At 64.7% G+C, this 21868-nt stretch carries 18 protein-coding genes; 8 read left to right on the forward strand and 10 right to left on the reverse strand.

Going from position 1 to position 21868, the window contains the following annotated elements; translation table 11 throughout:
• Positions 1-15: 15 nt before the first annotated feature.
• From AC07VL_RS16640 to AC07VL_RS16665, 6 genes are all read right to left on the reverse strand, one after another.
• Positions 16-879, reverse strand: coding sequence for a MinD/ParA family ATP-binding protein (locus AC07VL_RS16640; protein WP_290604356.1), 864 nt, complete (start codon positions 877-879; stop codon positions 16-18).
• Complete coding sequence (gene flhF, locus AC07VL_RS16645; protein WP_494806824.1) at positions 872-2200, reverse strand: flagellar biosynthesis GTPase FlhF; 1329 nt, start codon at positions 2198-2200, stop codon at positions 872-874. Before flhF ends, AC07VL_RS16640 begins: the two co-directional genes overlap by 8 nt.
• 326 nt (positions 2201-2526) lie before the next feature.
• Positions 2527-4623 (reverse strand): flagellar biosynthesis protein FlhA, encoded by a 2097-nt coding sequence (flhA, locus tag AC07VL_RS16650; protein WP_494806825.1) that lies wholly within the window; start codon positions 4621-4623, stop codon positions 2527-2529.
• On the reverse strand, positions 4620-5813 hold the full coding sequence (gene flhB / locus AC07VL_RS16655; protein ID WP_494806826.1) for a flagellar biosynthesis protein FlhB: 1194 nt from the start codon (positions 5811-5813) through the stop codon (positions 4620-4622). Before flhB ends, flhA begins: the two co-directional genes overlap by 4 nt.
• A 139-nt stretch (positions 5814-5952) precedes the next feature.
• Positions 5953-6951 carry a fumarylacetoacetate hydrolase family protein gene (locus AC07VL_RS16660; protein WP_494806827.1) on the reverse strand — a complete coding sequence of 333 codons (999 nt, stop codon included), beginning with the start codon at positions 6949-6951 and terminating at the stop codon, positions 5953-5955.
• Between the two features lie 89 nt (positions 6952-7040).
• The gene (locus AC07VL_RS16665) at positions 7041-7751 is read right to left on the reverse strand and encodes a pseudouridine synthase (RefSeq protein WP_290604346.1); all 711 of its coding nucleotides are present in this window, start codon (positions 7749-7751) and stop codon (positions 7041-7043) included.
• A 256-nt stretch (positions 7752-8007) separates the two neighbouring features.
• On the opposite strand from AC07VL_RS16665, the gene AC07VL_RS16670 reads away from it, so the two are divergent.
• On the forward strand, positions 8008-8385 hold the full coding sequence (locus tag AC07VL_RS16670) for a hypothetical protein (protein ID WP_494806828.1): 378 nt from the start codon (positions 8008-8010) through the stop codon (positions 8383-8385).
• Between the two features lie 374 nt (positions 8386-8759).
• On the opposite strand, the gene AC07VL_RS16675 is transcribed toward AC07VL_RS16670, so the two are convergent.
• The 4 genes from AC07VL_RS16675 to AC07VL_RS16690 all read right to left on the reverse strand — a co-directional run bounded on the left by AC07VL_RS16675 (position 8760) and on the right by AC07VL_RS16690 (position 11916).
• Positions 8760-9758: a S49 family peptidase gene (locus tag AC07VL_RS16675; RefSeq protein WP_494806829.1), complete on the reverse strand. Its 999-nt coding sequence runs from the start codon at positions 9756-9758 to the stop codon at positions 8760-8762.
• A 40-nt stretch (positions 9759-9798) separates the two neighbouring features.
• A complete protein-coding gene (locus tag AC07VL_RS16680; protein ID WP_290604340.1) occupies positions 9799-10176 on the reverse strand; it encodes a Rieske (2Fe-2S) protein in 378 nt (125 codons plus the stop codon).
• Positions 10173-10832 (reverse strand): HAD-IIIA family hydrolase, encoded by a 660-nt coding sequence (locus AC07VL_RS16685; RefSeq protein ID WP_494806830.1) that lies wholly within the window; start codon positions 10830-10832, stop codon positions 10173-10175. Before AC07VL_RS16685 ends, AC07VL_RS16680 begins: the two co-directional genes overlap by 4 nt.
• An 88-nt stretch (positions 10833-10920) precedes the next feature.
• Entirely contained in the window at positions 10921-11916 is a 996-nt protein-coding gene (locus AC07VL_RS16690) for an RluA family pseudouridine synthase (RefSeq protein WP_077407877.1), read from the reverse strand.
• 699 nt (positions 11917-12615) lie between these two features.
• On the opposite strand from AC07VL_RS16690, the gene AC07VL_RS16695 reads away from it, so the two are divergent.
• From AC07VL_RS16695 to AC07VL_RS16725, 7 genes are all read left to right on the forward strand, one after another.
• Complete coding sequence (locus AC07VL_RS16695; RefSeq protein ID WP_494806831.1) at positions 12616-15804, forward strand: Rne/Rng family ribonuclease; 3189 nt, start codon at positions 12616-12618, stop codon at positions 15802-15804.
• Positions 15805-15893: 89 nt separating this feature from the next.
• Positions 15894-17234, forward strand: a complete 1341-nt coding sequence (gene chrA, locus AC07VL_RS16700; protein ID WP_494806832.1) for a chromate efflux transporter — start codon at positions 15894-15896, stop codon at positions 17232-17234.
• A 35-nt stretch (positions 17235-17269) separates the two neighbouring features.
• Complete coding sequence (moaA, locus tag AC07VL_RS16705) at positions 17270-18391, forward strand: GTP 3',8-cyclase MoaA (protein WP_494806833.1); 1122 nt, start codon at positions 17270-17272, stop codon at positions 18389-18391.
• A gap of 62 nt (positions 18392-18453) precedes the next feature.
• The gene (gene moeA, locus AC07VL_RS16710) at positions 18454-20313 is read left to right on the forward strand and encodes a molybdopterin molybdotransferase MoeA (RefSeq protein ID WP_494806834.1); all 1860 of its coding nucleotides are present in this window, start codon (positions 18454-18456) and stop codon (positions 20311-20313) included.
• Positions 20314-20403: 90 nt separating this feature from the next.
• Positions 20404-20601 (forward strand): hypothetical protein, encoded by a 198-nt coding sequence (locus tag AC07VL_RS16715; RefSeq protein WP_494806835.1) that lies wholly within the window; start codon positions 20404-20406, stop codon positions 20599-20601.
• Positions 20602-20640: 39 nt separating this feature from the next.
• Positions 20641-21099 (forward strand): hypothetical protein, encoded by a 459-nt coding sequence (locus tag AC07VL_RS16720; RefSeq protein WP_494806836.1) that lies wholly within the window; start codon positions 20641-20643, stop codon positions 21097-21099.
• 291 nt (positions 21100-21390) lie between these two features.
• The coding region (locus AC07VL_RS16725) for an MHFG family PEP-CTERM protein (protein WP_494806837.1) at positions 21391-21868 on the forward strand (478 nt) is incomplete at its 3' end.

Raw genomic sequence — 21868 nt, forward strand, 5'->3', positions numbered from 1 at the left:
GTGCTACGGTTGGATTCAGGCGCTGAAATGGTGGGCGCTCCCCGTCTGGTACAAGGTGGAACCGAGCACCGGCGCCGCCGACCGCACGAGCCGCTCGGCCAGCCCGCGGAACGCCACCGAGGCACCGGCCAGCGGGAAGGCATCGACCACGCTGCGGCCCAGGCGCGCCGCGCGGTGCAGGTACTCATCGGCCGGCACGGAACCCATCGACGTCAGTTTCACGGCCAGGTAGCGGCTCGCCGCCTGCGCCATATTATCGTATACCACTTTTGCCTCGGATTCGGAAGCGCCCGTGACAAGAATGCCGAAGGGGCGGCGTCCCAGTTCCTGGTTCAGGCGCTTGATCAGGCAGTAGGCCGCCTTGATCGAATTGGCACTGTTCGACACCTGCACCACGATATCCGAGGACGCCATCAGGGGCACGGGGAAGCACTCGCCCTGCTCCGCCACGACGCCGTCGACCAGCACGATGCCGCTCTGGCGCGCCATCACCTCGAAGGTCTTGCCCAGGCGGCGCGTGTCGTCGTCGCCCGCATAGTCCATGCTGTCCATCAGGTGGTTGCGCGCGCCCAGGCTGGCCACGCCGAAGCCTTGCGGCACCTGGTGGATCACCTGGTTCAGGCCGCACTGCTGGCGCGCCACGTCGAGCAGGCTGGCGCCATGCGCCAGTCCCAGGCGCGACGCCACGCCATCGCTGCCGCCGCTGGCGTCGACCAGCAGCACTTCATTGCCGCCGTAGGCCAGCGAGGCGCCCAGGTTGACCAGCATGGCGCCCTTGTCGTCCTGCGGCGTGGCCGACAGGAAGGTCATGACGCGCGGCTGCGGACCAGCCAGCATGCGGCGCAGGCCTTCGGCCTGGTCGAAATCGAAGTTAGCCAAGGTGCACCCCGCGCGCTTCATTGTTGCGGGCGGCCGCCTGCGCCATCAGCAGCGGCAGTTCGGCATCGGAAAACTGCGTCGCCGCCGAGTCGCGCTTGAGCTTGAAGGCGCGGTCGATCAGGTAGGCGCGGTCGCCCAGGTGCAGGTCTTCCGGCACGCGCTGGCCGTTCGACACATAGAACAGGTTCAGCTTCTGGCGGATGACCACGTCGAGCACGTTGCCAATCGACGCCGCCTCATCGAGCTTGGTCATGATGCAGCCGGCCAGGCCGCTGCCCTGGTAGGCGCGCACCACTTCGTTCAGGGTTTCCTGCGTCGCCGTCGAGTTCAGGCACAGCAGGCGCTTCACGTCGGCGCCGGCGCCCGACAGCATGGCCACCTGTTCCGTCACCATCTGGTCGCGCTGGCTCACGCCCACCGTATCGATCAGCACCGTGTGCTTGTTCTTGAGTTCCTTCAGGGCGATGCGCAGGTCCGCCTCGTCCTTCACGGAATGCACCATCACGCCGAGGATCTTGCCGTAGATGCGCAATTGCTCGTGCGCGCCGATACGGTAGGCATCCGTGGTGATCAGGGCCAGCTTTTCCGGACCGTGGCGCATCACGCAGCGGGCAGCCAGCTTGGCCGTGCTGGTGGTCTTGCCGACGCCGGTCGGACCGACGAGGGCGAACACGCCGCCCTGCTCCAGCATGGCGTCTTCATTGGCCACCGTATTCAGGTTACGGCTCAGGACCGTCTTGATCCAGCGCATGCTTTGTGCGCCATCCAAGCCGGCCGGCAGCTTGTCGATCAGGTAGCGCGCCAGGCTGGCCGAGAAGCCGGCGGCCAGCATTTCGCGCAGCACGACGGCCTTCTGCGGCTCGCGCTGCTGGGTCGAACCCCAGGAGATTTCCGCCAGCTGGGTTTCCATCATGCCGCGCATGGCGCGGATTTCATTCATCATGCCGCTCATCTCGGCGGCGGCGTTTTCCTTCACGTGCGCCAGGGCGCTGGCCATCATCTGCTGCATGCGGGCCATGTCCACCGGCTCGGCGGCAGCCTGGCGCGGGGCGGCGGGACGGGGCGCGGCCGGGCGCTGGGCCGGGGCGGCGGCACGCTGCGGCGTGGCGAACTGGGTCTGCAACTGGGGACGGGGCTGGGCCATTTCGGAGGCGGCCGGCGGCGAGGCCAGCGAGGCGGCATCGTCATTGGCCAGCGCGAGGATTTCCACCACGCCATCGGCCTGGCGGTTCGACAGGATCACGGCGTCGGGGCCGAGCGCCTCGCGCACCTTGCGCAGCGCATCGCGCGACGAGGCACCCGTAAATTTCTTCACATTCATGGCCGGCCTCCCGGGGCGGGTGTGGCGCAATATGGGCTGAACTGTGTGACCATCATCGACTCCTGTTGCTTGGGTGCTGTCTTCCACATGGACACAGATCACCCGGACAGTTTCCATTATTAGCGATGCTTGGAGGAAATGATCGAAGGAACAGGACGGGAAAGTCCCCGTTATTCAGTTTGCCGCGAAGAAATTGATGAAAAAATAAGCAAAAACGGCAGGCGGGCGCTGTCGGCAGGCGGTCGACATACCCGCTTCGACACCCCAAGGCGACAACTGGGATCGACCCCTGAGGGTTCGACCCCGGCCTTTCATTTGGGTTTGCCTTATTGCGCGCCTACCAGGCTCGTCACCCGTATCGTCTTGGTTTCCGGCACTTCCGCATGCGACAGCACTTTCAGCTGCGGCAAGGCGCGGCGCAGGAAGCGCGACAGCAGGGCGCGCAGCGGCGCCGGCACCAGCAGCACGGGCGTCAGGCCCAGCGCTTCCTGCTGCTGCGCCGCCAGTCCCGCCTGGTGCGCGATGGTGTCGGCCAGGCCCGGCTCGATGCCGGCGCCATCGCCGCCATTGCCCATGGCTTGCATCAGCAGGCGTTCCAGGCGGCTGTCCAGGGTCATCACGGACAGTTCCGCCGCGCCGGGGAACAGTTGCTGCACGATGGCGCGGCCCAGGGCCACGCGCACCAGCGCCGTCAGGTCGTTCGGGTCCTGCGTGTGCACCGTGTGCTCGGCCAGGGTTTCGATGATGGTGCGCATGTCGCGGATGTGCACGCCTTCGGACAGCAGGTTCTGCAGCACCTTCTGCAGGGTCGACAGCGACAGCATCTTCGGCACCAGGTCTTCCACCAGGCGCGGCGATTCCTTGCCCAGGTGGTCCAGCAAGGATTGTACTTCCGCGCGGCCCAGCAGCTCGGACGCGTGCGAGGTGATCAGGTGGTTCAGGTGGGTGGCCACCACCGTGCCCGCGTCGACCACCGTGTAGCCCATCGACTGCGCCTGGTCGCGCAGGTTCGCCTCGATCCACGTGGCCGGCAGGCCGAAGGCGGGGTCGCTCGTGGCCAGGCCGGGCAAGGTGCCGCTGGCCATGCCGGGATTAATCGCCAGGAACTGGCCGTTGAAGGCCTCGCCCGTCCCCACTTCCACGCCCTTGAGGGTGATACGGTAGGCGGACGGCTTCAATTCCAGGTTGTCGCGGATGTGCACGGGCGGCGCCAGGAAGCCCACTTCCTGGGCGAACTTCTTGCGGATGCCCTTGATGCGCTTGAGCAATTCGCCGCCCTGCGTCTTGTCGACGAGGGGAATCAGGCGGTAGCCCACTTCCAGGCCCAGGGTATCGACGGGCATGATGTCCTGCCAGCTGGCCTCTTCCTGCTCGGGCGCCACGGTCGCTTGCGGCACCTCGGCCGGCTTCTCGGCCGCCTCCTTCGCCTGCGCCCGCTTCTTGCTGATCAGGTAGGCAGCCCCGGCCAGCAGGGACGCCAGCAGGATGAAGACCATGTTCGGCATGCCGGGAATCAGGCCCATGCCGCCGATGATGCCGGCGGTAATGTACAGCACTTGCGGTTTCGCAAACAATTGCCCCACCAGCTGGGTGCCGATGTCCTGTTCGCTGGCCACGCGCGAGACGACGATACCGGCCGCCGTGGAAATGATCAGCGAAGGAATCTGCGCCACCAGGCCGTCACCGATGGCCAGCAGGGTGTAGTTCTTCAGTGCATCGGCAAAGCCCATGTCATGCTGCAGCAGGCCCACCAGCAGGCCGCCGACGATGTTGATGACGGTGACCATGATGCCGGCGATGGCATCGCCGCGCACGTATTTGCTGGCACCGTCCATGGCGCCATAGAATTCCGCTTCCTGCGCCACTTCCGTGCGGCGGCGGCGCGCTTCGTCTTCGCCGATCAGGCCCGCGTTCAGGTCGGCATCGATGGCCATCTGCTTGCCGGGCATGGCGTCCAGCGCGAAGCGGGCGCCCACCTCGGCGATACGGCCCGCACCCTTGGTGACCACCGTGAAGTTGATGATGGTCAAAATGATGAACACGACGATACCGACCGTGTAGTTGCCGCCAATCAAGAAGTGGCCGAAGGCCTCGATCACTTTACCGGCCGCGTCGGCGCCCGTATGGCCTTCCGTCAGCACCACGCGCGTGGACGCCACGTTCAGCGACAGGCGCAGCATGGTCGAGACGAGCAAAATGGTCGGAAACGCCATGAAATCGAGCGGCTTGACCGTGTACAGCGCCGTCAGCAGCACGATGATGGACAGCGCGATATTGAAGCTGAAGAAGATGTCGAGGATGAAGGCCGGCAGCGGCAGCACCATCATCGCCAGCAGCATGATGATGATGACCGGCGCGGCGATGCCCTTGCTGGCGTTGTTGCCCATTCCGCTGAGCCAGGCTGGCATTCTCAGGCCGTTCATGGTGTACTTCCCTTATTCTTGTCTGCGGCGTCTGCTGCCGGTGGTGTCTGCGATGCGGGGTTGAGCGGATCGAGCTCGGGCGGCACTGCCAGCGCCTTCGGCTTGTCCGGACGCTGGCCCTGGCCCTTGCCGTAGCTGCGCAGCTGGAACACATAGGCCAGCACTTCGGCCACGGCGCCGTACAGGGCTTCGGGAATCTCGTCGCCGATGTCCGTGTGCTTGTACAGGGCGCGGGCCAGGGCCGGCGCTTCCAGGATGGCGACCTTGTGCTCGCCCGCCAGTTCGCGGATCTTCGCCGCCACCTCGTCGACGCCCTTGGCCACCACCTGCGGCGCGCCGCGCGAATTCTCGCCGTATTTCAGCGCCACCGCATAGTGCGTCGGGTTGGTCACCACCACGTCGGCCGTGGGCACGTCGGCCATCATGCGGCGGCGCGACATCTCATGCTGCATCTGGCGGATCTTCGCCTTGATCTGCGGATTGCCGTCCGACTCCTTCGATTCCTGCTTGACTTCCTGCAAGGTCATTTTCATCTTGTTGGCGTAATGCCACATCTGGTAGGGGCCGTCGATGGCGGCGATGAAGCCCAGCGCGCCGACGATCAGCAAAAAGGCCGTGATCAGCAGGCTGATCAGGTGCGCGGAACCGGCGCGCAAGGATTCCACGGACAGGCCCAGCACGGCGTCCTTCTGGTGCTGCATCACCATCCACGCCACGATGCCGACGACGAGGGTCTTGGCGATGGCCTTCAGCAACTCCACCAGCGCATTCTTCGAAAACATATTGCCCAGGCCGCGAATCGGGTTGAGCTTGCCAAAATTGGGGGTGAACGCCTTGGCACTGAACAGCCAGCCGCCCACCAGCACGGGCGAGGCCAGGGCAACGAGCATGATGGCCAGCGCGTACGGCAGGCAGGTCAGCAGGACGGAACCCACGTCGTAGCCGATGCGCAGCATCATCGCATCGGGATTGAGTATCTGCTCGCGGTCCAGGGTCAGCCCGGAGACCATGACGGCCGTCAGCCGGCGCACGATGGCATCGCCGGCAAACCACAGGCAGCAGCCGGACGCCATCAGCACCGTGAACGTCGCCACTTCACGCGATCGCGGAACGTCGCCTTCCTCACGCGCCTGCTCGAGGCGCTTCGGTGACGCGGCTTCGGTCTTTTCTGCGTCGCTGTCTTCCGACATCAATCAACTCCGGTGAAGTCCTGCGGCCTGGCTAGGCGCAATACGGACTGGGCATGGAGCATTATCGGTTCAATCAGCACAACGCCATCAAGGGAAAAGGGGGGCGAATCCCCTGCTTTTCCTTTGCTCTCCAGAAACCTTAGCGGGACTTGCGCGCTTCGGCCTGTTTTACCACCTGCTCGATGGCGCCAAACAGCGACTTGCCGTCATCGCCCAGCATCTCCAGGCGGACGACATCGCCAAACAGCAGGTACGGTGTGCTGGCGACGCCATCGGCGATCATCTCCTGGTTACGTCGCTCAACGATACTGGAAAAACCCTTCTTGATTTCCTTGTTGGCGATGCCGCCCGCGCTCACCACGGCGCCGGCGCCCGCCTTGCGCGTCTGGCACAGGTGGGCCAGCAGCTGCGGGTAATTGAAGGCCATGTCGGCGCCCGCGTGGGGCTGGCCCGTCAATTTGCCGTTCAGGCTGCAGCGCACGGCGTAATGCACCTTGCCGCCGCGCCAGGCGTCGCCCAGTTCGTCGGGCGTGATGGCGACAGGCGAGCACGCCATGGCCGGCTTGGCCTGCAAAAAGCCGTAGCCGCCGGCCTGCTCGTCGGGCGCCAAGTTGCGCAGGGTGATGTCGTTGACCAGCATCAACAGCTTGATGTTCAGGTGCGCCTGGTCCGGCGTGGCCCCCATGGCCACGTCGTCCGTGATGGCGGCGATGCCCGCCTCGTAGTCGATGCCCCACTGCTCATATGCGAGGGCAATGTCGTCGTGGGCGCCGAGGAAGTCGTCGCTGGCACCCTGGTACAGGCGCGGCGATTCGCGCAGATTGGCGGGCACCGCCGTTCCCGCCGCCTTGCAGGCCCGTTCGACCTGCTGCAGGTAGGAGACGCCAGCCACGCGCAGGCTGCTGCGCGGCAAGGGTGCCATGCAGTTGGCGGGGTCGAAGTCGAAGGCGCGGTGGCCGCGGCCGCTATTGATGGTCTGGTACAGCAAATCGAGCTGGGGCGCGATGAAACTCCAGTCGTCGAGCGCCCTTTGCAGGGTCGGGGCGATGCCGTCGGCCAGGTGCGCCGTTTTCAGGTCGCGCGAGACGACAGCCAGCTGGCCATCGCGCGTGCCATCCTTCAGTGTAGCTAATTTCATGTCGGGGAAACTTCGTCAAATGCAGGCAATAGGGAGCCAAAGACGCCAAAAAGCCGGGAAATCCCCGGCTTTGGCGGTCAGCGAGAGGGTCAGGCCAGCAGTGCGATCTGCTCCGGCGTGAGGTAGCACCACTCGCCTTCGGCGATGCCCAGCGACTCCAGGGTCAGGCTGCCGATGGCGGAACGGTGCAGCGCGCTGCAATGGTTGCCGGCGGCGGCCAGCATGCGCTTGACCTGGTGGTATTTGCCCTGTTCCAGCACGATTTCCAGCTGGTGCTCGCCGCGCTTGACGCAGACGAGGGCGGCCAGCGGGGCCGGTTCGTCGTGCAATTGCACGCCGGCCAGCAGCAATGCGACCAGTTCATCGGTCACGGGCTCTTGCGTAGTGGCCTGGTAAATCTTCGGAACGTGGCGCTTCGGCGACGATTGCGCATGGATAAACGGACCATCGTCGGACATCAGCAGCATGCCGGTCGTGTCGTGGTCGAGCCGGCCGACGGGCTGGACTTCGCGCCAGGTGAACTGTTCCGGCAGCAGGGTCAGCACGCCCGGATGATGGCTGGGCTTGCGCGAGCATTCGAAGTTGGCGGGCTTGTACAGCGCCAGGTACAGGTGCTGGCGGTACACCCACTCTTCCTCGAACACGTGCAGTACCAGGCCGTCGGTCTCGACGGTGGTGCGGTAATTGGTCTGGGTAACGCCATCGATGACGACATCGCCATCGTCGATAAGGGAACGGCAATATTTACGGGTGCCAAAACCCTGCGATTGCAGGATGCGGTCTAGGGATAATTTACTCATGGGCGTGACTTTACCAGAAGCGGCCGGCAGCGTGAAGCGGCGGCCCGCGCGCCCTGCGCGACGGTGTGCGCCCCGCGAAACCATGGCGCAGGCAGAAATACCAAAAAGAACAAGGTGAGATTTGGCGACAAATGGCTGATTCCTTTGAGATATATCAAGCGCTCGGAATATCGCATTGATAGACTGAAACTTCGTTAGGAATCCACCTAACGAGCTTTAGGAATAATAACCAGGCAACGACTCACAAGGACATTGTATGAAGCACATCGACACCATTGCCTTACAGGGCAGCATCGCCGACATGCGCAGCCGCATCGCCGCCGAACAGAGCGCCATGCATAAAGTTCAACTCGGCATGGCGCGCTGGCGCGGCGCCCTCCCCCCGCAGGACGGGGATGGGCTGCTGCCGGGCGATGCCCCCTCCCCCGCAAGCCAGGTGCGCTGGCATGCCGAAGCCCAATGCCATTTCATGTGCTGGCTGGAACAGGGCGGCTTTGCCCTGATGGAGGAAGAGCCGCTGGAACAGGCGGCACCGCTGGCTCCCGCCGCGCCCGCCGCAAAGGGGGCAACTGCGCAGGCTAGGCCATCCGCCACCCCGATCCTGCCTGCGCACTGCAACGACTGCGCCGCCTGAGGCGCCACACCCGGCCACCATGCCCTGCCCTTGCATGCCTGTCCACCAATGCCGGCCGGCCCGCGCCACGCCGCCCCACGTCCCCCGCGCCAACACGGCGCGCAAAAGGGAACGGCGGCATTGCGCCGCCGTTCCCAAGCCCCAACGGGACTTCAGTGAGGAATGTAAATTCACTCAAAACCACATCTGCGATGCGGCGAGTAGTTCCAGGACCTGCCAATCAAGTTAGTACTGACAACATAGTAGATATATCGCCCCTCCTTGAAAAGAACTACGCTTTCACTATAGCCCAAGGGGGTCGATTTTCAAGGCAAATCCCCACCTTATTGAAAATCATTCTCGATTGGCTTGCCAAGTTATTACGAGAAATAGCTTCAGCGCAACGCCGGTTGTGACTGCTGCACGGCCGCCTTCATGGCGCCGGCGCCCATGGCCGCGCCGAATTTCTTCAGCACCCGCTCCGGCAATCCTTCGTGCTGCGTATAGTCGACGATGTCTTCCGCCTTGACGACGTCGCGCGCCACGCTGTCGACCGTGCCGAAGTCGTCGGCCAGGCCCATTTCCACGGCTTTTGCCCCCGTCCAGTACAGGCCGGAGAAGGTGTCCGGCGTTTCCTTCAGGCGCTTGCCCCGTCCCGCGCGCACCACCTCGATGAACTGCTGGTGGATTTCATTGAGCATGCCCTGCGCATATGCCTTGTGCTTTTCCGTGAGGGGGCTGAACGGGTCCATGAAGCCCTTGTTCTCGCCCGCCGTCAGCAGGCGGCGCTCGACGCCCACCTTTTCCATCACGCCCGTAAAGCCGAAGCCATCCATCAGCACGCCGATGGAGCCGACGACGCTGGCCTTGTTGACGTAGATGCGGTCGGCGGCGGCGGCGATGTAATAGCCACCCGAGGCGCACATTTCATCGACCACCACATATAAAGGCTTGTCCGGATAGCCCTTGCGCAGGCGCTGCATTTCGTCGACGATCATGCCCGCCTGCACGGGACTGCCGCCAGGGCTATTAATATGCAGCACCACGGCCACGGAACCGGCATCGGAAAACGCCTTGTCCAGCGCGGGGATGACGACGGCGGCCGAGCCGCTGCCTTCGGACTCGATGCTGCCGCTGATGTCGATCAGGGCCGTGTGGCGGCCCAGGGTCTCGCTGTCGTCGGCCGAGTTGTAGTCATAGAACACCCACAGGGCGAACAGCACGATCAGCAGGCTGAAGACCTTGAAGAAGACGCTCCAGCGGCGGTGCGCGCGCTGTTCCTGCAAGGTGGCAAATACCAGCTTTTCCAGCACGTCGCGTTCCCAGTTGCCGGCGGGCGCGCCGCCGCTGCCGGCTACGCCGCCGTCCACCTTGTCATTCGTGTTATCGCTCATAGTTCACTTTGCTTAAATTACAACAAGACCGCACCGGGGATCAGGCCGGCACGGGCCTGACATAGTCATCGGGCTGCCAGTACAGCTGGCCATCGCGCTCGTCCACGGGAATCGGACGCAGCCGGCCGCCCTTGCAGGGACCGCCCGCGCAATAGCCGCTCTCGGGCACGTAGATGGCGCCATGCGTGGAACACATCAGGTACAGGCCGCTGGACTCGAAAAACTCGCCCTCGGCCCAATCGAGTTCGATGGGTACGTGGGCGCAGCGGTTCAAATAGCCGTAGGCCTTGCCGCCATGGCGCACGACAAATCCCGTGGTGGTTTCACCGCCGGCCAGGACGGGAAAGCGCACACCCTTGCCGCCGTCGGCCACGGCATCGGCGGCACAAATGAAGACATCGACAACATCGTTCATCATGCGTGCTCGCTCAGCCATTGATGCAGGTCGGCCACCGTGGCGGCCGAATACAGCGGGTTGCAAGCCTGCAGCTGCTCCACGGGATGCGCCCCATACTCTACGGCAATACCTGCCGCGCCGGCATTGCTTGCCATCAACAAATCATGGCTGGTGTCGCCGATCATCACGGTACGGCGCATATCCTGCCCCAGTTCGCGCGTCAGCTCCTGCAGCATGGCCGGATGGGGCTTGGAAAAGGTTTCATCGGCGCAACGCGTCGCATCGAACAGGGACAGCAGCTTGACGGCGTTCAATGAACGATTGAGGCCGACACGGCTCTTGCCCGTGGCCACCGCCAGGAAGTACGCCTGCTGCGACAGTTCCTGCAGCATCTCGTAGACGCCGGGAAACAGGGCCAGCTCATGGTCGCGCGACAGATAGTGATAGCGGTAGCGTTCGGCCATGCGCGCATGGTATTTCGGCTCCACGTCGGGCATCACCAGTTGCATGGCTTCCTGCAAGCCCAGGCCGATCACGTGCGAGGCCAGCAACTCGGTGGGAATTGGCAAGCCCAGGTCTTTGGCTGACGCCTGGATGCACTTGACGATGGTCGAGGTACTGTCTATCAGGGTACCGTCCCAATCGAAGACGATCAGATCAAATTGCTTTCTTGCCATGTTTCCCGACGGCATAGCCGCCGGCTCCTTGAGAATGAATGATGGCGACTGACTACCTTGTGGGTAGTGTCGCGCGCACGGTGACTATTTAGCGTGCGGCAACGGCCAATGGTTTGCCCAAGCTTACCAAGAAACGCTCGCATTCGGCAGCCAGCGGCGCATTCAAAGTCATCGTCTTGCCCGTTTCCGGATGCGTAAACGTGATCTGGTGCGCATGCAGGAACATGCGCTTGAGGGCGCCGCGCGTGCTGTCCGCTTTCAGCAGGGCACGGTTGAGGGCAAAGTCGCCATATTTATCGTCGCCGGCGATGGGGAAACCGGACGAGGACAGATGCACGCGGATCTGGTGCGTGCGTCCCGTCTTCAATTCCGCTTCCAGCAAGGCGAAGTTGTGATATTTATGCAACAGTGAAAACACCGTGTGCGAGGCCAGGCCATCGGCCTGCACGGCCACCCGGCGCTCGCCTTCGGCCGTCGTATATTTGTGCAATGGCAACTTGATATGCTGGCGCGCATTCTTCCAGTCGCCGGCCACCAGCACCAGGTAGCGCTTGTCCGTGACGCCGTCGCGCATCTGCTCGTGCAGATTCGTCAAGGCAGAACGTTTCTTTGCAAGCAACAACAGGCCGGACGTGTCGCGGTCCAGACGGTGCACCAGTTCCAGGAACTTGGCGTCGGGGCGCGAGGCGCGCAATTGCTCGATCACGCCGAACGACACGCCCGAGCCGCCATGCACGGCCACGCCGGCCGGCTTGTCGATGACGAGCAGCTGCGCGTCTTCGAAGATGATCTTGAATTCGGCCGCCGGCGCGCCCGTGGCGGCCTTTTCGGCCACGCGCACGGGTGGAATGCGCACCACGTCGCCGGCGGCGAGACGGTACAGCTGATCGATACGGCCTTTATTAACCCGCACTTCTCCCGATCGCAAGATCCGGTAGATGTGGCTTTTAGGCACTCCCTTGCACACTCTTAATAAGTAGTTGTCGATGCGCTGGCCTGCTTCTTCTTCGGCGATCGTTACGAATTGGGCTTGCGGCTGAACCGGGGGTGTTGAAGGGGGAACAACATCATTTTGACTCTTCATTTACTATGTCTTCCCAGAAATCTCTCTAAGTCCTTCATTTTGAATATATAATTGTTTTTGCTGCGGCCCTGGCTGCTGCGAGTGTAAGAATAAAAGCACATTTTACACAGGGGCGTCTCCACCGGCCTCGCCAAATTGCAAATTCGGTGGAAAAAAATGTATATGCACCATCCCTGCGCGAATCAAGGTTGCACCGTAGTTGTAATCGGATAACGCGTGGAGATGCTGAAGTGAGTGTATTGGATTATAAGGATAAGTACCCGTTAGCGCGACTTATCGAGTCGGGCTCGCGGGTTGATGAAGTTGATAACGCTTGCCGTTTTCGCCAAACCCCGTATGCGGCCACAATACTGAGGGTTGTCGATGAATAGGCTGAGGCCAAGCCTCGCCATCGCGATCCCTGTAATAAGCCGGCTTACGATTTGGCTCTGAATTTGCTGACCACTTGCATTCTCTGCCCCCGATGCAGTTCATTCCCATTCGGGCTGTTTCAGATGAGTTGCAAGTGTCCTGTGCACTCGGCATGACGATCGACCTCACCGCGCCTGTTGCGGCCGTAACGTATACCTCGTACGCGTTGTTGCTCCGCACGCTAAGGCATTTCCCCCGCCAGCACTCCCGTTCTCGCATATATCCCTGTACTTCGCCGCTTCCCCGGAAGCGGCTTTGAGATGGCCTACGGGTCGCGGAGTTATAAAAATGAAACGCATGTTGTTTAATGCCACGCAGCAAGAAGAACTGCGCGTAGCGATTGTCGACGGACAAAAACTGATCGACATCGATATCGAGACAGCCGGGCGCGAACAGCGCAAATCCAACATCTACAAGGGCGTGATCACGCGCATCGAGCCATCGCTCGAAGCGTGCTTCGTCAGCTATGGCGAAGACCGCCACGGCTTCCTGCCCTTCAAGGAAGTTGCCCGCACGTATTTCCGCGAAGGCGTGGACGTGCGTAACGCTTCCGTCAAGGAAGCGCTGCGCGAAGGCCAGGAAATCATGGTCCAGGTGGAAAAGGAAGAGCGCGGCAACAAGGGCGCCGCCCTGACCTCCTTCGTCTCGCTGGCCGGCCGCTACCTGGTCCTGATGCCGAACAACCCGCGTGGCGGTGGCGTATCGCGCCGCGTGGAAGGGGAAGAGCGTCAGGAATTGCGCGAAACCATGGATAAACTGGACTTGCCTGCTGGCATGTCCGTCATTGCCCGCACCGCCGGCATCGGCCGCAACGTCGATGAACTGCAGTGGGACTTGAATTACCTGATGCAACTGTGGCGCGCCATCGAAGGCGCCGGCAAGTCGGCCAACGGCGCTTTCCTGATCTACCAGGAATCGTCGCTCGTCATCCGCGCCATCCGCGACTACTTCCAGCCCGACATCGGCGAAATCCTGATCGACACCGACGAGATCTACGACCAGGCGCACCAGTTCATGAGCCACGTGATGCCCGACATGGTGCACCGCGTGAAACGCTACAGCGACGACGTGCCGCTGTTCTCGCGCTTCCAGATCGAACATCAGATTGAAACGGCCTACAGCCGCACCGTGCCGCTGCCATCGGGCGGCGCCATCGTCATCGACCACACGGAAGCCCTGGTCTCCGTCGACGTCAACTCGGCCCGCGCCACGCGCGGCTCGGACATCGAGACGACCGCCTTCAACACCAACTGCGAAGCGGCCGAAGAAGTGGCCCGCCAGCTGCGCCTGCGCGACTTGGGCGGCCTGATCGTCATCGACTTCATCGACATGGAAGTGGCGAAGAACCAGCGCGAAGTGGAACAGCGCCTCAAGGATGCGCTGCACCATGACCGTGCCCGTGTACAAATGGGCAAGATTTCCCGCTTCGGCCTGATGGAACTGTCGCGCCAGCGCCTGCGCCCTTCGCTGTCCGAAGGCTCGCACGTGACCTGCCCGCGCTGCTCCGGCACGGGCCACATCCGCGATACGGAATCGTCCGCCCTGCAGGTGCTGCGCATCATCCAGGAAGAGGCGATGAAGGAAAACTCGGCCACCATCCACGTGCAGGTGCCCGTGGACGTGGGCGCCTTCCTGCTCAACGAAAAGCGCGGCGAAGTGCTCAAGATCGAGAACCGCCACCGCATCGCCGTGATCCTGATCCCGAACAAGCATCTGGAAACGCCGCACTACAAGCTCGAACGCATCAAGCACGACGATCCGCGTCTGGAAGACAGCCAGGCCAGCTACAACCTGGCCGAACACGCGGAAACCGACATGGCTTACAGCAAGCGCCAGAAGGAAGAAGCCAAGCCGCGCCAGGAAGCCGTCGTCAAGACGATCACCCCTGACCAGCCGGCACCGCTGGTCGAGCGCAAGCCCGTGGAAGTGAAGGCCGCCCCGGCGCCCGTACCCGCCGCGCCGCAAGGCCTGATCGCCAAGATCATCAGCTTCTTCACGGGCGGCCCTGCCCCCGTGGCACCGGCGCCAGCGCCTGTCGCGCCCGTCAAGCCGGCCGGCACTGCCGACCGTGGCGACCGCAACAGCCGTGGTCCCCGTGGCCGTGGCCGCAACGGCAAGCCTGGCCGCGAAGAGCGCGAACCTGGCCAGGGCCGTCCAGCCCAGGACGATGCCGCGAAAGAAGCGGAAGCACTGGAAAAAGCGGCCCGTCCGCCACGTCCGCCGCGTCCGCCACGCGAACCGCGTGAAGCGCGCGAAGCCGGCGACGCCACGGCAGCACCACGCGAACGGGGCGAGCGTCCTGAACGCGCGGAACGTCCCGAGCGCGCCGAGCGTCCGCCACGCCAGCCACGCGAAGCGCGCGAACCACGCGCCGACAAGGCTGTTGTTGCTGAAGTGAAAACGGAAGAGCTGGCATTGGTCGGCGCTACCGCCACCGCCGTCAATGTCGTCGTGCCGTCCAGCGGTCCTGCCGCCGACGCCGCGCCAACGAGCTTGCTGAAAGCGCCGGCGAATGCCGGTCCTGAAGGCGAAGAGACGGAAAACGACATCGAAGGCGAAGAACCGCGCCGCCGCCGCCGCCGCGGTGGCCGTAACCGCAACCGCCGCGACCGCGAAACGGGCGAGCTGATCGAATCGGCAAACGGTGAGAACGAAGGCCAGGACGCGCCGGTCATCAGCTTTACGGTCGCTCCGGCGCCGGAAGCCGAAGGCATTGCCGCGCCTGTGGCCGTAGTAGCCGCCGCGGTCGTCGCCGTCGCCGCGCCGGTGGAAGCTGCCGCCGACGCCGCACCAGCGGCCGTCGTGGAAGTGGTCGAAGTGGTGGAAGTGGCCAAGGTGGTAGACATCGCCAAGGTGGAAGCAGTTGCCGCACCGGCCGCCGAAGTGGTCGTACCGGAAGCCCCGGCCGAAGCAGTCGTTGCTGCAGCGCAAGCTGAACCAGCCGCTGCCGAGCCGGCACCAGCCGCCGAGTACAGCTTTGCGGAGAAAGCCGCGCCGGAAGCCCTTGCTCCTGCACCGGCTCCCGCTGCTGCGCCAGCGGAAATCATCGTCGAAGCCGTGCCGGTCGCCATCGTGGAAGCCGCCCCGGTGGTGGAAGCGGCGCCGCTGGTCGAAGCCATCGCCGTGATCGAAGACGCAGCGCCAGTGGCCGCACCGGCGGCTGAAGCGGCGCCTGCCGTCGTGGAAGCAGCGCCAGCGCCGGCCGCAGCCGCCCCGGCCGTTGCCGAAGCCGCCCCCGTGGCTGCTCCTGCACCGGTGACGGCGCCTGCACCGGCTCCCGTGGCCGCGCCGCTGGACTTGAACGCGGTGCTCGGTTCGGCCGGCCTGACCCTGGCCGCCACCGATCCGGAAAAACTGCGCCTGGCGCAGGAAGCTGCCGCCAAGGCTGTCGCCCCGGTCCGCAAGCCGCGCGAACGCAAGCCATTGCCGCCGCCATCGGACGAGCCGTTGATCCAGGTCAACACGCAGCGTCCATAAGCGCGCCGGGTTCGCCCAGCCGTCCATGATGAAAGGGGAAGCTCAGGCTTCCCCTTTTTTACGTCCCCACCTTTTGCCAGCCCGCCGCCATGCACGAGAACACCAACCTTCCCCGCCCTGCCCCCGTCAGCCTGCGCAGCGCCTTCTGGTACTGGCTCAAGCTGGGCTGCGTCAGCTTCGGCGGACCGGCCGGACAGATCGCCATGATGCATGCAGAACTGGTGGAAAGGCGGCGCTGGATCTCCGAGCAGCGCTTCCTGCATGCCTTGAACTACTGCATGCTGCTGCCGGGGCCGGAAGCGACCCAGCTGGCCATCTACATCGGCTGGCTGCTGCACCGCACGCGCGGCGGCATCGTGGCGGGGCTGCTGTTCCTGCTGCCCTCGCTGCTGCTGCTGATTGCCCTGTCCTGGCTGTACATGGCCTACGGCCACGTGGCCGCCATCGCCGCCGTGCTCTATGGCATCAAGCCGGCCGTCGTCGCCATCGTGGTGGCGGCCGCCTGGCGGCTGGGCAGGCGCACCTTGCGTAGTGCCGGCCTGATCGCCATCGCGGTGGCCGCATTTGTCGCCATCGCCGCGCTACGTCTGCCATTCCCGCTCATCGTGCTCGGCGCCGCCGTACTCGGCATGGCGGGCGGCCACTGGCTGCCCCGCCACTTCCAGGCCGCCGGCACGCCACACGGCGCCGCCGCCCGGCACGCGCCCGCCCTGATCGATGACGACACGCCCACGCCGGCCCACGCGCAGTTCAAATGGACGCGCCTGCTGGCCACGGCCGCCACGGGCCTGGCCCTGGCCTTGCTCGCCTGGCTGGCCCTGGCGCTGGCAGGCGGGGCAGACCAGCCGCTGGCGCAAATGGGCGTGTTCTTCAGCAAGGCGGCCCTGCTGACGTTCGGCGGCGCGTATGCCGTGCTGCCCTACCTGGTGCAGGGCGCCGTCGACCAGTACCACTGGCTGACGAGCACGCAGATGATGGATGGCCTGGCCCTGGGCGAGACGACGCCCGGCCCCCTGATCATGATCGTCGCCTTCATCGGCTTTGTCGGCGGCTGGAGCCAGGCCGTGCTGGGCAGCAACCTGTGGCTGGCGGGCGTGTGCGGCGCCCTGGTGACGGCGTGGTTCACCTTCCTGCCCTCGTTCATCTTCATCCTGGCCGGCGCGCCGCTGGTGGAAGCGACGCGGGGCAATTTGCGCCTGAGCGGCCCCCTGAACGCCATTTCGGCCGCCGTGGTGGGCGTCATCGCCAGCCTGGCCCTGTTCTTTGGCCGCCACGTCTTCTGGCAGGCAAACCCGCTGCCGCACTGGGACTGGCTGGCCATGGCCATCGCGCTGGCGGCCGGCGTGGCGCTGATCCGGTATCAAACGGGCACCATCAAATTGCTGCTCGCCTGTGCCATCTTCGGCCTCGTGCTATCGTATCTGCCTTGAACGACCTAACGTAACTAGTAACTGGCATCACTTTTATGGCTGACAAGATCATCTACCTCGCCGAGGCCCGCAATGGGGCCCTGGCGATACCCGACCGGCTGGAAAGCCCCAGCGGCAGCGTCGCCGACCGCCTGGGCCGGCCCCTGCACGACCTGCGCATCTCGATTACCGACCGCTGCAATTTCCGTTGCGTCTACTGCATGCCGAAAGACGTGTTCGACAAGAACCACGTCTACCTGCCGCACACGGATCTGCTGTCCTTCGAGGAAATCACGCGCGTGGCGCGCCTGTTCGTCGCCCACGGCGTGGAAAAGATCCGCCTGACAGGCGGCGAACCGCTGCTGCGCAAGAATATCGAAAAGCTCATCGCCATGCTGGCCGCCCTGCGCACGCCATCGGGCCAGCCGCTGGACCTGACCCTGACGACCAACGGTTCCTTGCTGGCGCGCAAGGCGCAAGCCTTGAAGGAGGCCGGGCTGAACCGCGTCACCGTGTCGCTCGATTCGCTCGACGACGCCACCTTCAAGCGCATGAACGACGTCGATTTTGCCGTGGCCGACGTATTGCACGGCATCGACGCGGCGCACGCGGCGGGCCTGGGACCCATCAAGATCAACATGGTCGTCAAGGCCGGCATGAACGAGCAGGAAATCGTGCCCATGGCGCGCCACTTCAAGGACACGCCCTACATCCTGCGCTTCATCGAATACATGGACGTGGGCGCCTCGAACGGCTGGAACTTGCAGGAAGTCATCCCTTCGGCCGACGTCGTGCGGCGCATCGCCGCCCACATGCCCCTGCTGCCCATTGACCCGAACTATGTGGGCGAGACGGCGGCGCGCTGGCGCTACGCGGATGGCCAGGGCGAAATCGGCCTCATTTCCAGCGTCACGCAAGCATTCTGCGGCGACTGCAGCCGTGCCCGCCTGTCGACGGAAGGCAAGCTGTACACCTGTTTGTTCGCCACCAGCGGCCACGACCTGCGCAGCCTGCTGCGCGGCGGCAATAGCGACCTGGAAATTTCCACCGTGGTGGCGCAGCTGTGGCGCGGCCGCGGCGACCGCTATTCGGCATTGCGCACCAGCCAGACGGACTTGACGGGCGGCACGCTTGAGCGCGGTAAAAAGAAAGTGGAAATGTCGTACATCGGCGGCTGAATCGGGCACGGCGCCCGCCCGCCGCTGCTACCATGGCGCATGCACCATTATTTCTACCTGACATGATCAATCCACAAGACATTACCGGCCTCGTCCTGGCCGGCGGCCTCGGCACGCGCATGGGCCACGGCGACAAGGGCATGCTGCCCCTGCACGGCCAGCCCCTGGTGCGCCACGTGCTGCAGCGCCTGGCGCCGCAAGTGGGCCGGCTGGCCATCAGCGCGAATGCCCATGCGCCCGCCTACGCCCGCTTCGGCCTGCCCGTGTGGCCAGACGTTCTGCCGGGCCAGCTCGGCCCCCTGGCCGGCCTGCACAGCGGCATGCAGCACGCCGGCACGCCCTACCTGCTGACGGTGCCCTGCGATTCACCATTGCTGCCGCCCGACCTGGCCGCGCGCCTGGCGGCCGGCCTCGTCGAACAGAATGCCGACCTGGCCATCGCCGTCACCGAGGAACGCGACCCGGCGACGGGCTCGGCCGTGCGCCGTCCCCATCCCGTCTTTTGCCTGGTGAAAACCTCCGCCCTGCCCCAGCTGGAGGCCTACCTGGCCGCCGGCGAACGCCGCATGCGCACCTGGCACGGTCCCCTGAAGCTGGCCGAAGTGCTGTTCGACGATGGCGCCGCGTTCGGCAACATCAATACGCCGGACGAGCTGGCCGCCCTGCAGGCGCGGGGATTGAGCGTGCCGCTGGCGCAGGCCATCCTGGCCGATGCCGTCGCGCCCGTCGCCGACATCGAGGAACTGCCGTTGCCGCAGGCGCTCGAGCGCATCCTGGCGGCCGACATCATCTCGCCCATCAGCGTGCCCGCGCACGACAATTCCGCCATGGATGGCTATGCGCTTTACGGAGCTGACCTTGGCGCCGACCTGGGCGGCGGCACGCCCGTGACCCTGGCCGTGGTCGACACCATCCTGGCCGGGCGTCCCGGCACGGTTAAAGTTGGACGCGGGCAATGCGCACGCATCATGACGGGCGCCGTCATGCCGGACGGCTGCGACAGCGTGGTGCCGCAGGAACTGGTGCTGCACGCCAGCGACGCCGGCATTACCGTGGCGCCGGATTGCATCCGCCCCGGCGATAACCGCCGCTTCAAGGGCGAGGACTTGATGCAGGGCCAGCCCGCCCTGCTGCGGGGCAAGCGCCTGGGCCCGGCCGAGCTGGGCTTGCTGGCCTCGCTGGGCATCGCCACCGTGCCCGTGCGGCGCCGCCTGCGCGTGGCCTTCTTTTCCACGGGCGACGAATTGCGCTCGATCGGCGAGCCGCTGGCCGCCGGCTGCATCTACGACAGCAACCGCTACACCTTGCTGGGCATGCTGACCCGCCTCGGCTGCGAGGTGCTGGACATGGGCATCGTCAAGGACAATCCACCAGCGCTGGAAGCGGCCCTGCGCGGCGCCTGCGCGCAAGCCGACGTCATCATCACCTCGGGCGGCGTCTCCAGCGGCGCGGCCGATTTTACGCGCGACATCCTGGCGCGCCTCGGTGACGTGGCCTTCTGGCAAATCAACATGCGCCCGGGCCGCCCCATGGCCTTCGGCAACATTTCCAGCGAGGGGCATTCGGCCCTGCTGCTAGGTTTGCCCGGCAACCCCGTGGCCGTGATGGCGACGTTTTATTTCCTCGCCCGCCCGACCCTGCTGCGCCTGATGGGCGCCGATGCGGACACGGCCGCCCTGCCGCTGCTGCAGGTGGCGGCGCAGGCACCGATCCGCAAGAAGCGGGGCCGCACGGAATACCAGCGCGGCATCGTCGAACGGGGCGCGGACGGACGCCAGCATGTGCGCGTGACGGGCGCGCAAGGCTCGGGCATCCTGCGTTCCATGACACAGGCGAACTGCATGATCGTGCTGCACGAAGCGCAAGGCCACGTGGCCGCCGGCGACCTCGTCGATGTCGTGCTGTTCCACGGCCTGACATGATGCGGCAGCCGCTGCTGGCGCTGGCCTTGCTTGCCAGCATGACGGCACATGCCGCCGACGTCACCCGCAATGGCTATACGCTACGCTACGATGAACGCATCGAGGCGGCCGGGGGGCGACCTGCAGGGCGCCGCCGTGGGCCGCATCCGCATCACCCGCGCCGGCGACGAGGCGCTGGTGTGGCAGGAAAACACGCCCTTGCAGCCCGGCTGCGGCGCCATTCCCGCCATCACCGTCCTCAATGACAGTTTCGTGGCCCTGTGCGGCCACCTGGGCGGGCGCCACTAGACGCAAAGGATCATCCTGCTGCAAGGCAACACACCAGGCATGGCCAGCGTCGACCAGTACGACGCTCCCAGTCCCGTGCGCGTGGAAGGCGATGGCGCGCTGGCCATCGACGTCGTGCGGCGCGACCTGTTTCCCGGCGAGCTCACGGGTCCCCATTACTTTCCAACCGTCTACCGCCTGCACCGCGATGCCGTCACCTTCGGCTTTGTGCCCAGCTTTGACGCCGCCAGCGCCGGGCGCTACTGGCAGCATTACCACGCCACGCGCCAGACGGCGCCAGCGGCTGCCGTGCTGCCGGAACTGCTGGCCTCCCTGCTGGCTGCCCAGTCCGGCAAGCAGCCCATCTGCGGTGAACTGGATGCCATTGCCAGGGAACTGCAGGGCGGCGTCGCGCCACAAGGACCCGGCGCCCGCGCCCTGATGCTGGACTGGCTGCGCAAGCTGCCGGCGGCCGGCTATCCCGCGTTCGACGGGCAAGCCTGCCCGGGCCGCTTCTAGCACCGCAAGCCGGCGCCACCGCCCGGCGCCGCCTCCCTCCTTCCCCGTATTTCCTGACGGCCTGCGCAGCGCGCAGCCGCGCGTCTGCGCCATCGCGCGCCCATCCATCCCAGCCTTGCATGCTAAAAAACAAGATAAAAATGATAATTATTTCTCGATATTAAATATAAACAAATACAACATTAATTGTAATAATTTTATTTATTAGTTGATATTGAAGTTTCTTCGGTGATAACATTCGAACTCGCGTAAAAGTTCAATTTTGACATTGTTTTCACGAGGAAACTACCAATGAAACACGGCCCATCGATCGCGGGCGCCTGCATGCTGGGCGCAGCAGTCCTATCCTGCATGTTGTCCCTGGCGCCACTGCCCGCCCACGCCAAGTCCGCCGCGCGCGCCGACGTGCTGGACAATTGCAACTGGAACCGTCCCGGCGTCGACCCGTTCATGGGCGACGTGGTGGCGGCCGTGGACCGCTATACGGATATCGCGCCGCCGGTGCGCGAACAGCTGAAGGAGCGCATGCGCGCGCGCCAGTACGATGAGATCGTCGTGATCAGCCGCGACGCCATCCGCGGCAAGGGCAATTACAATGCGCGCATCAGCGACATGCATTTCGGACCGGGAAGGGTGTGCCGCACCGTGACGCGCTCGGGCTGGAGCGATCAGATGCAGGAAAGGGGACTCGTGTATTGCGTGCAGGGCCAGTGCATCCTCGTGCCGACGATCTGCCGCAACGTCAGCCGCATCACGCAGGCGCCGGCAT

The organism is Janthinobacterium sp. GW821-FHT03C08 (genome assembly GCF_059420905.1).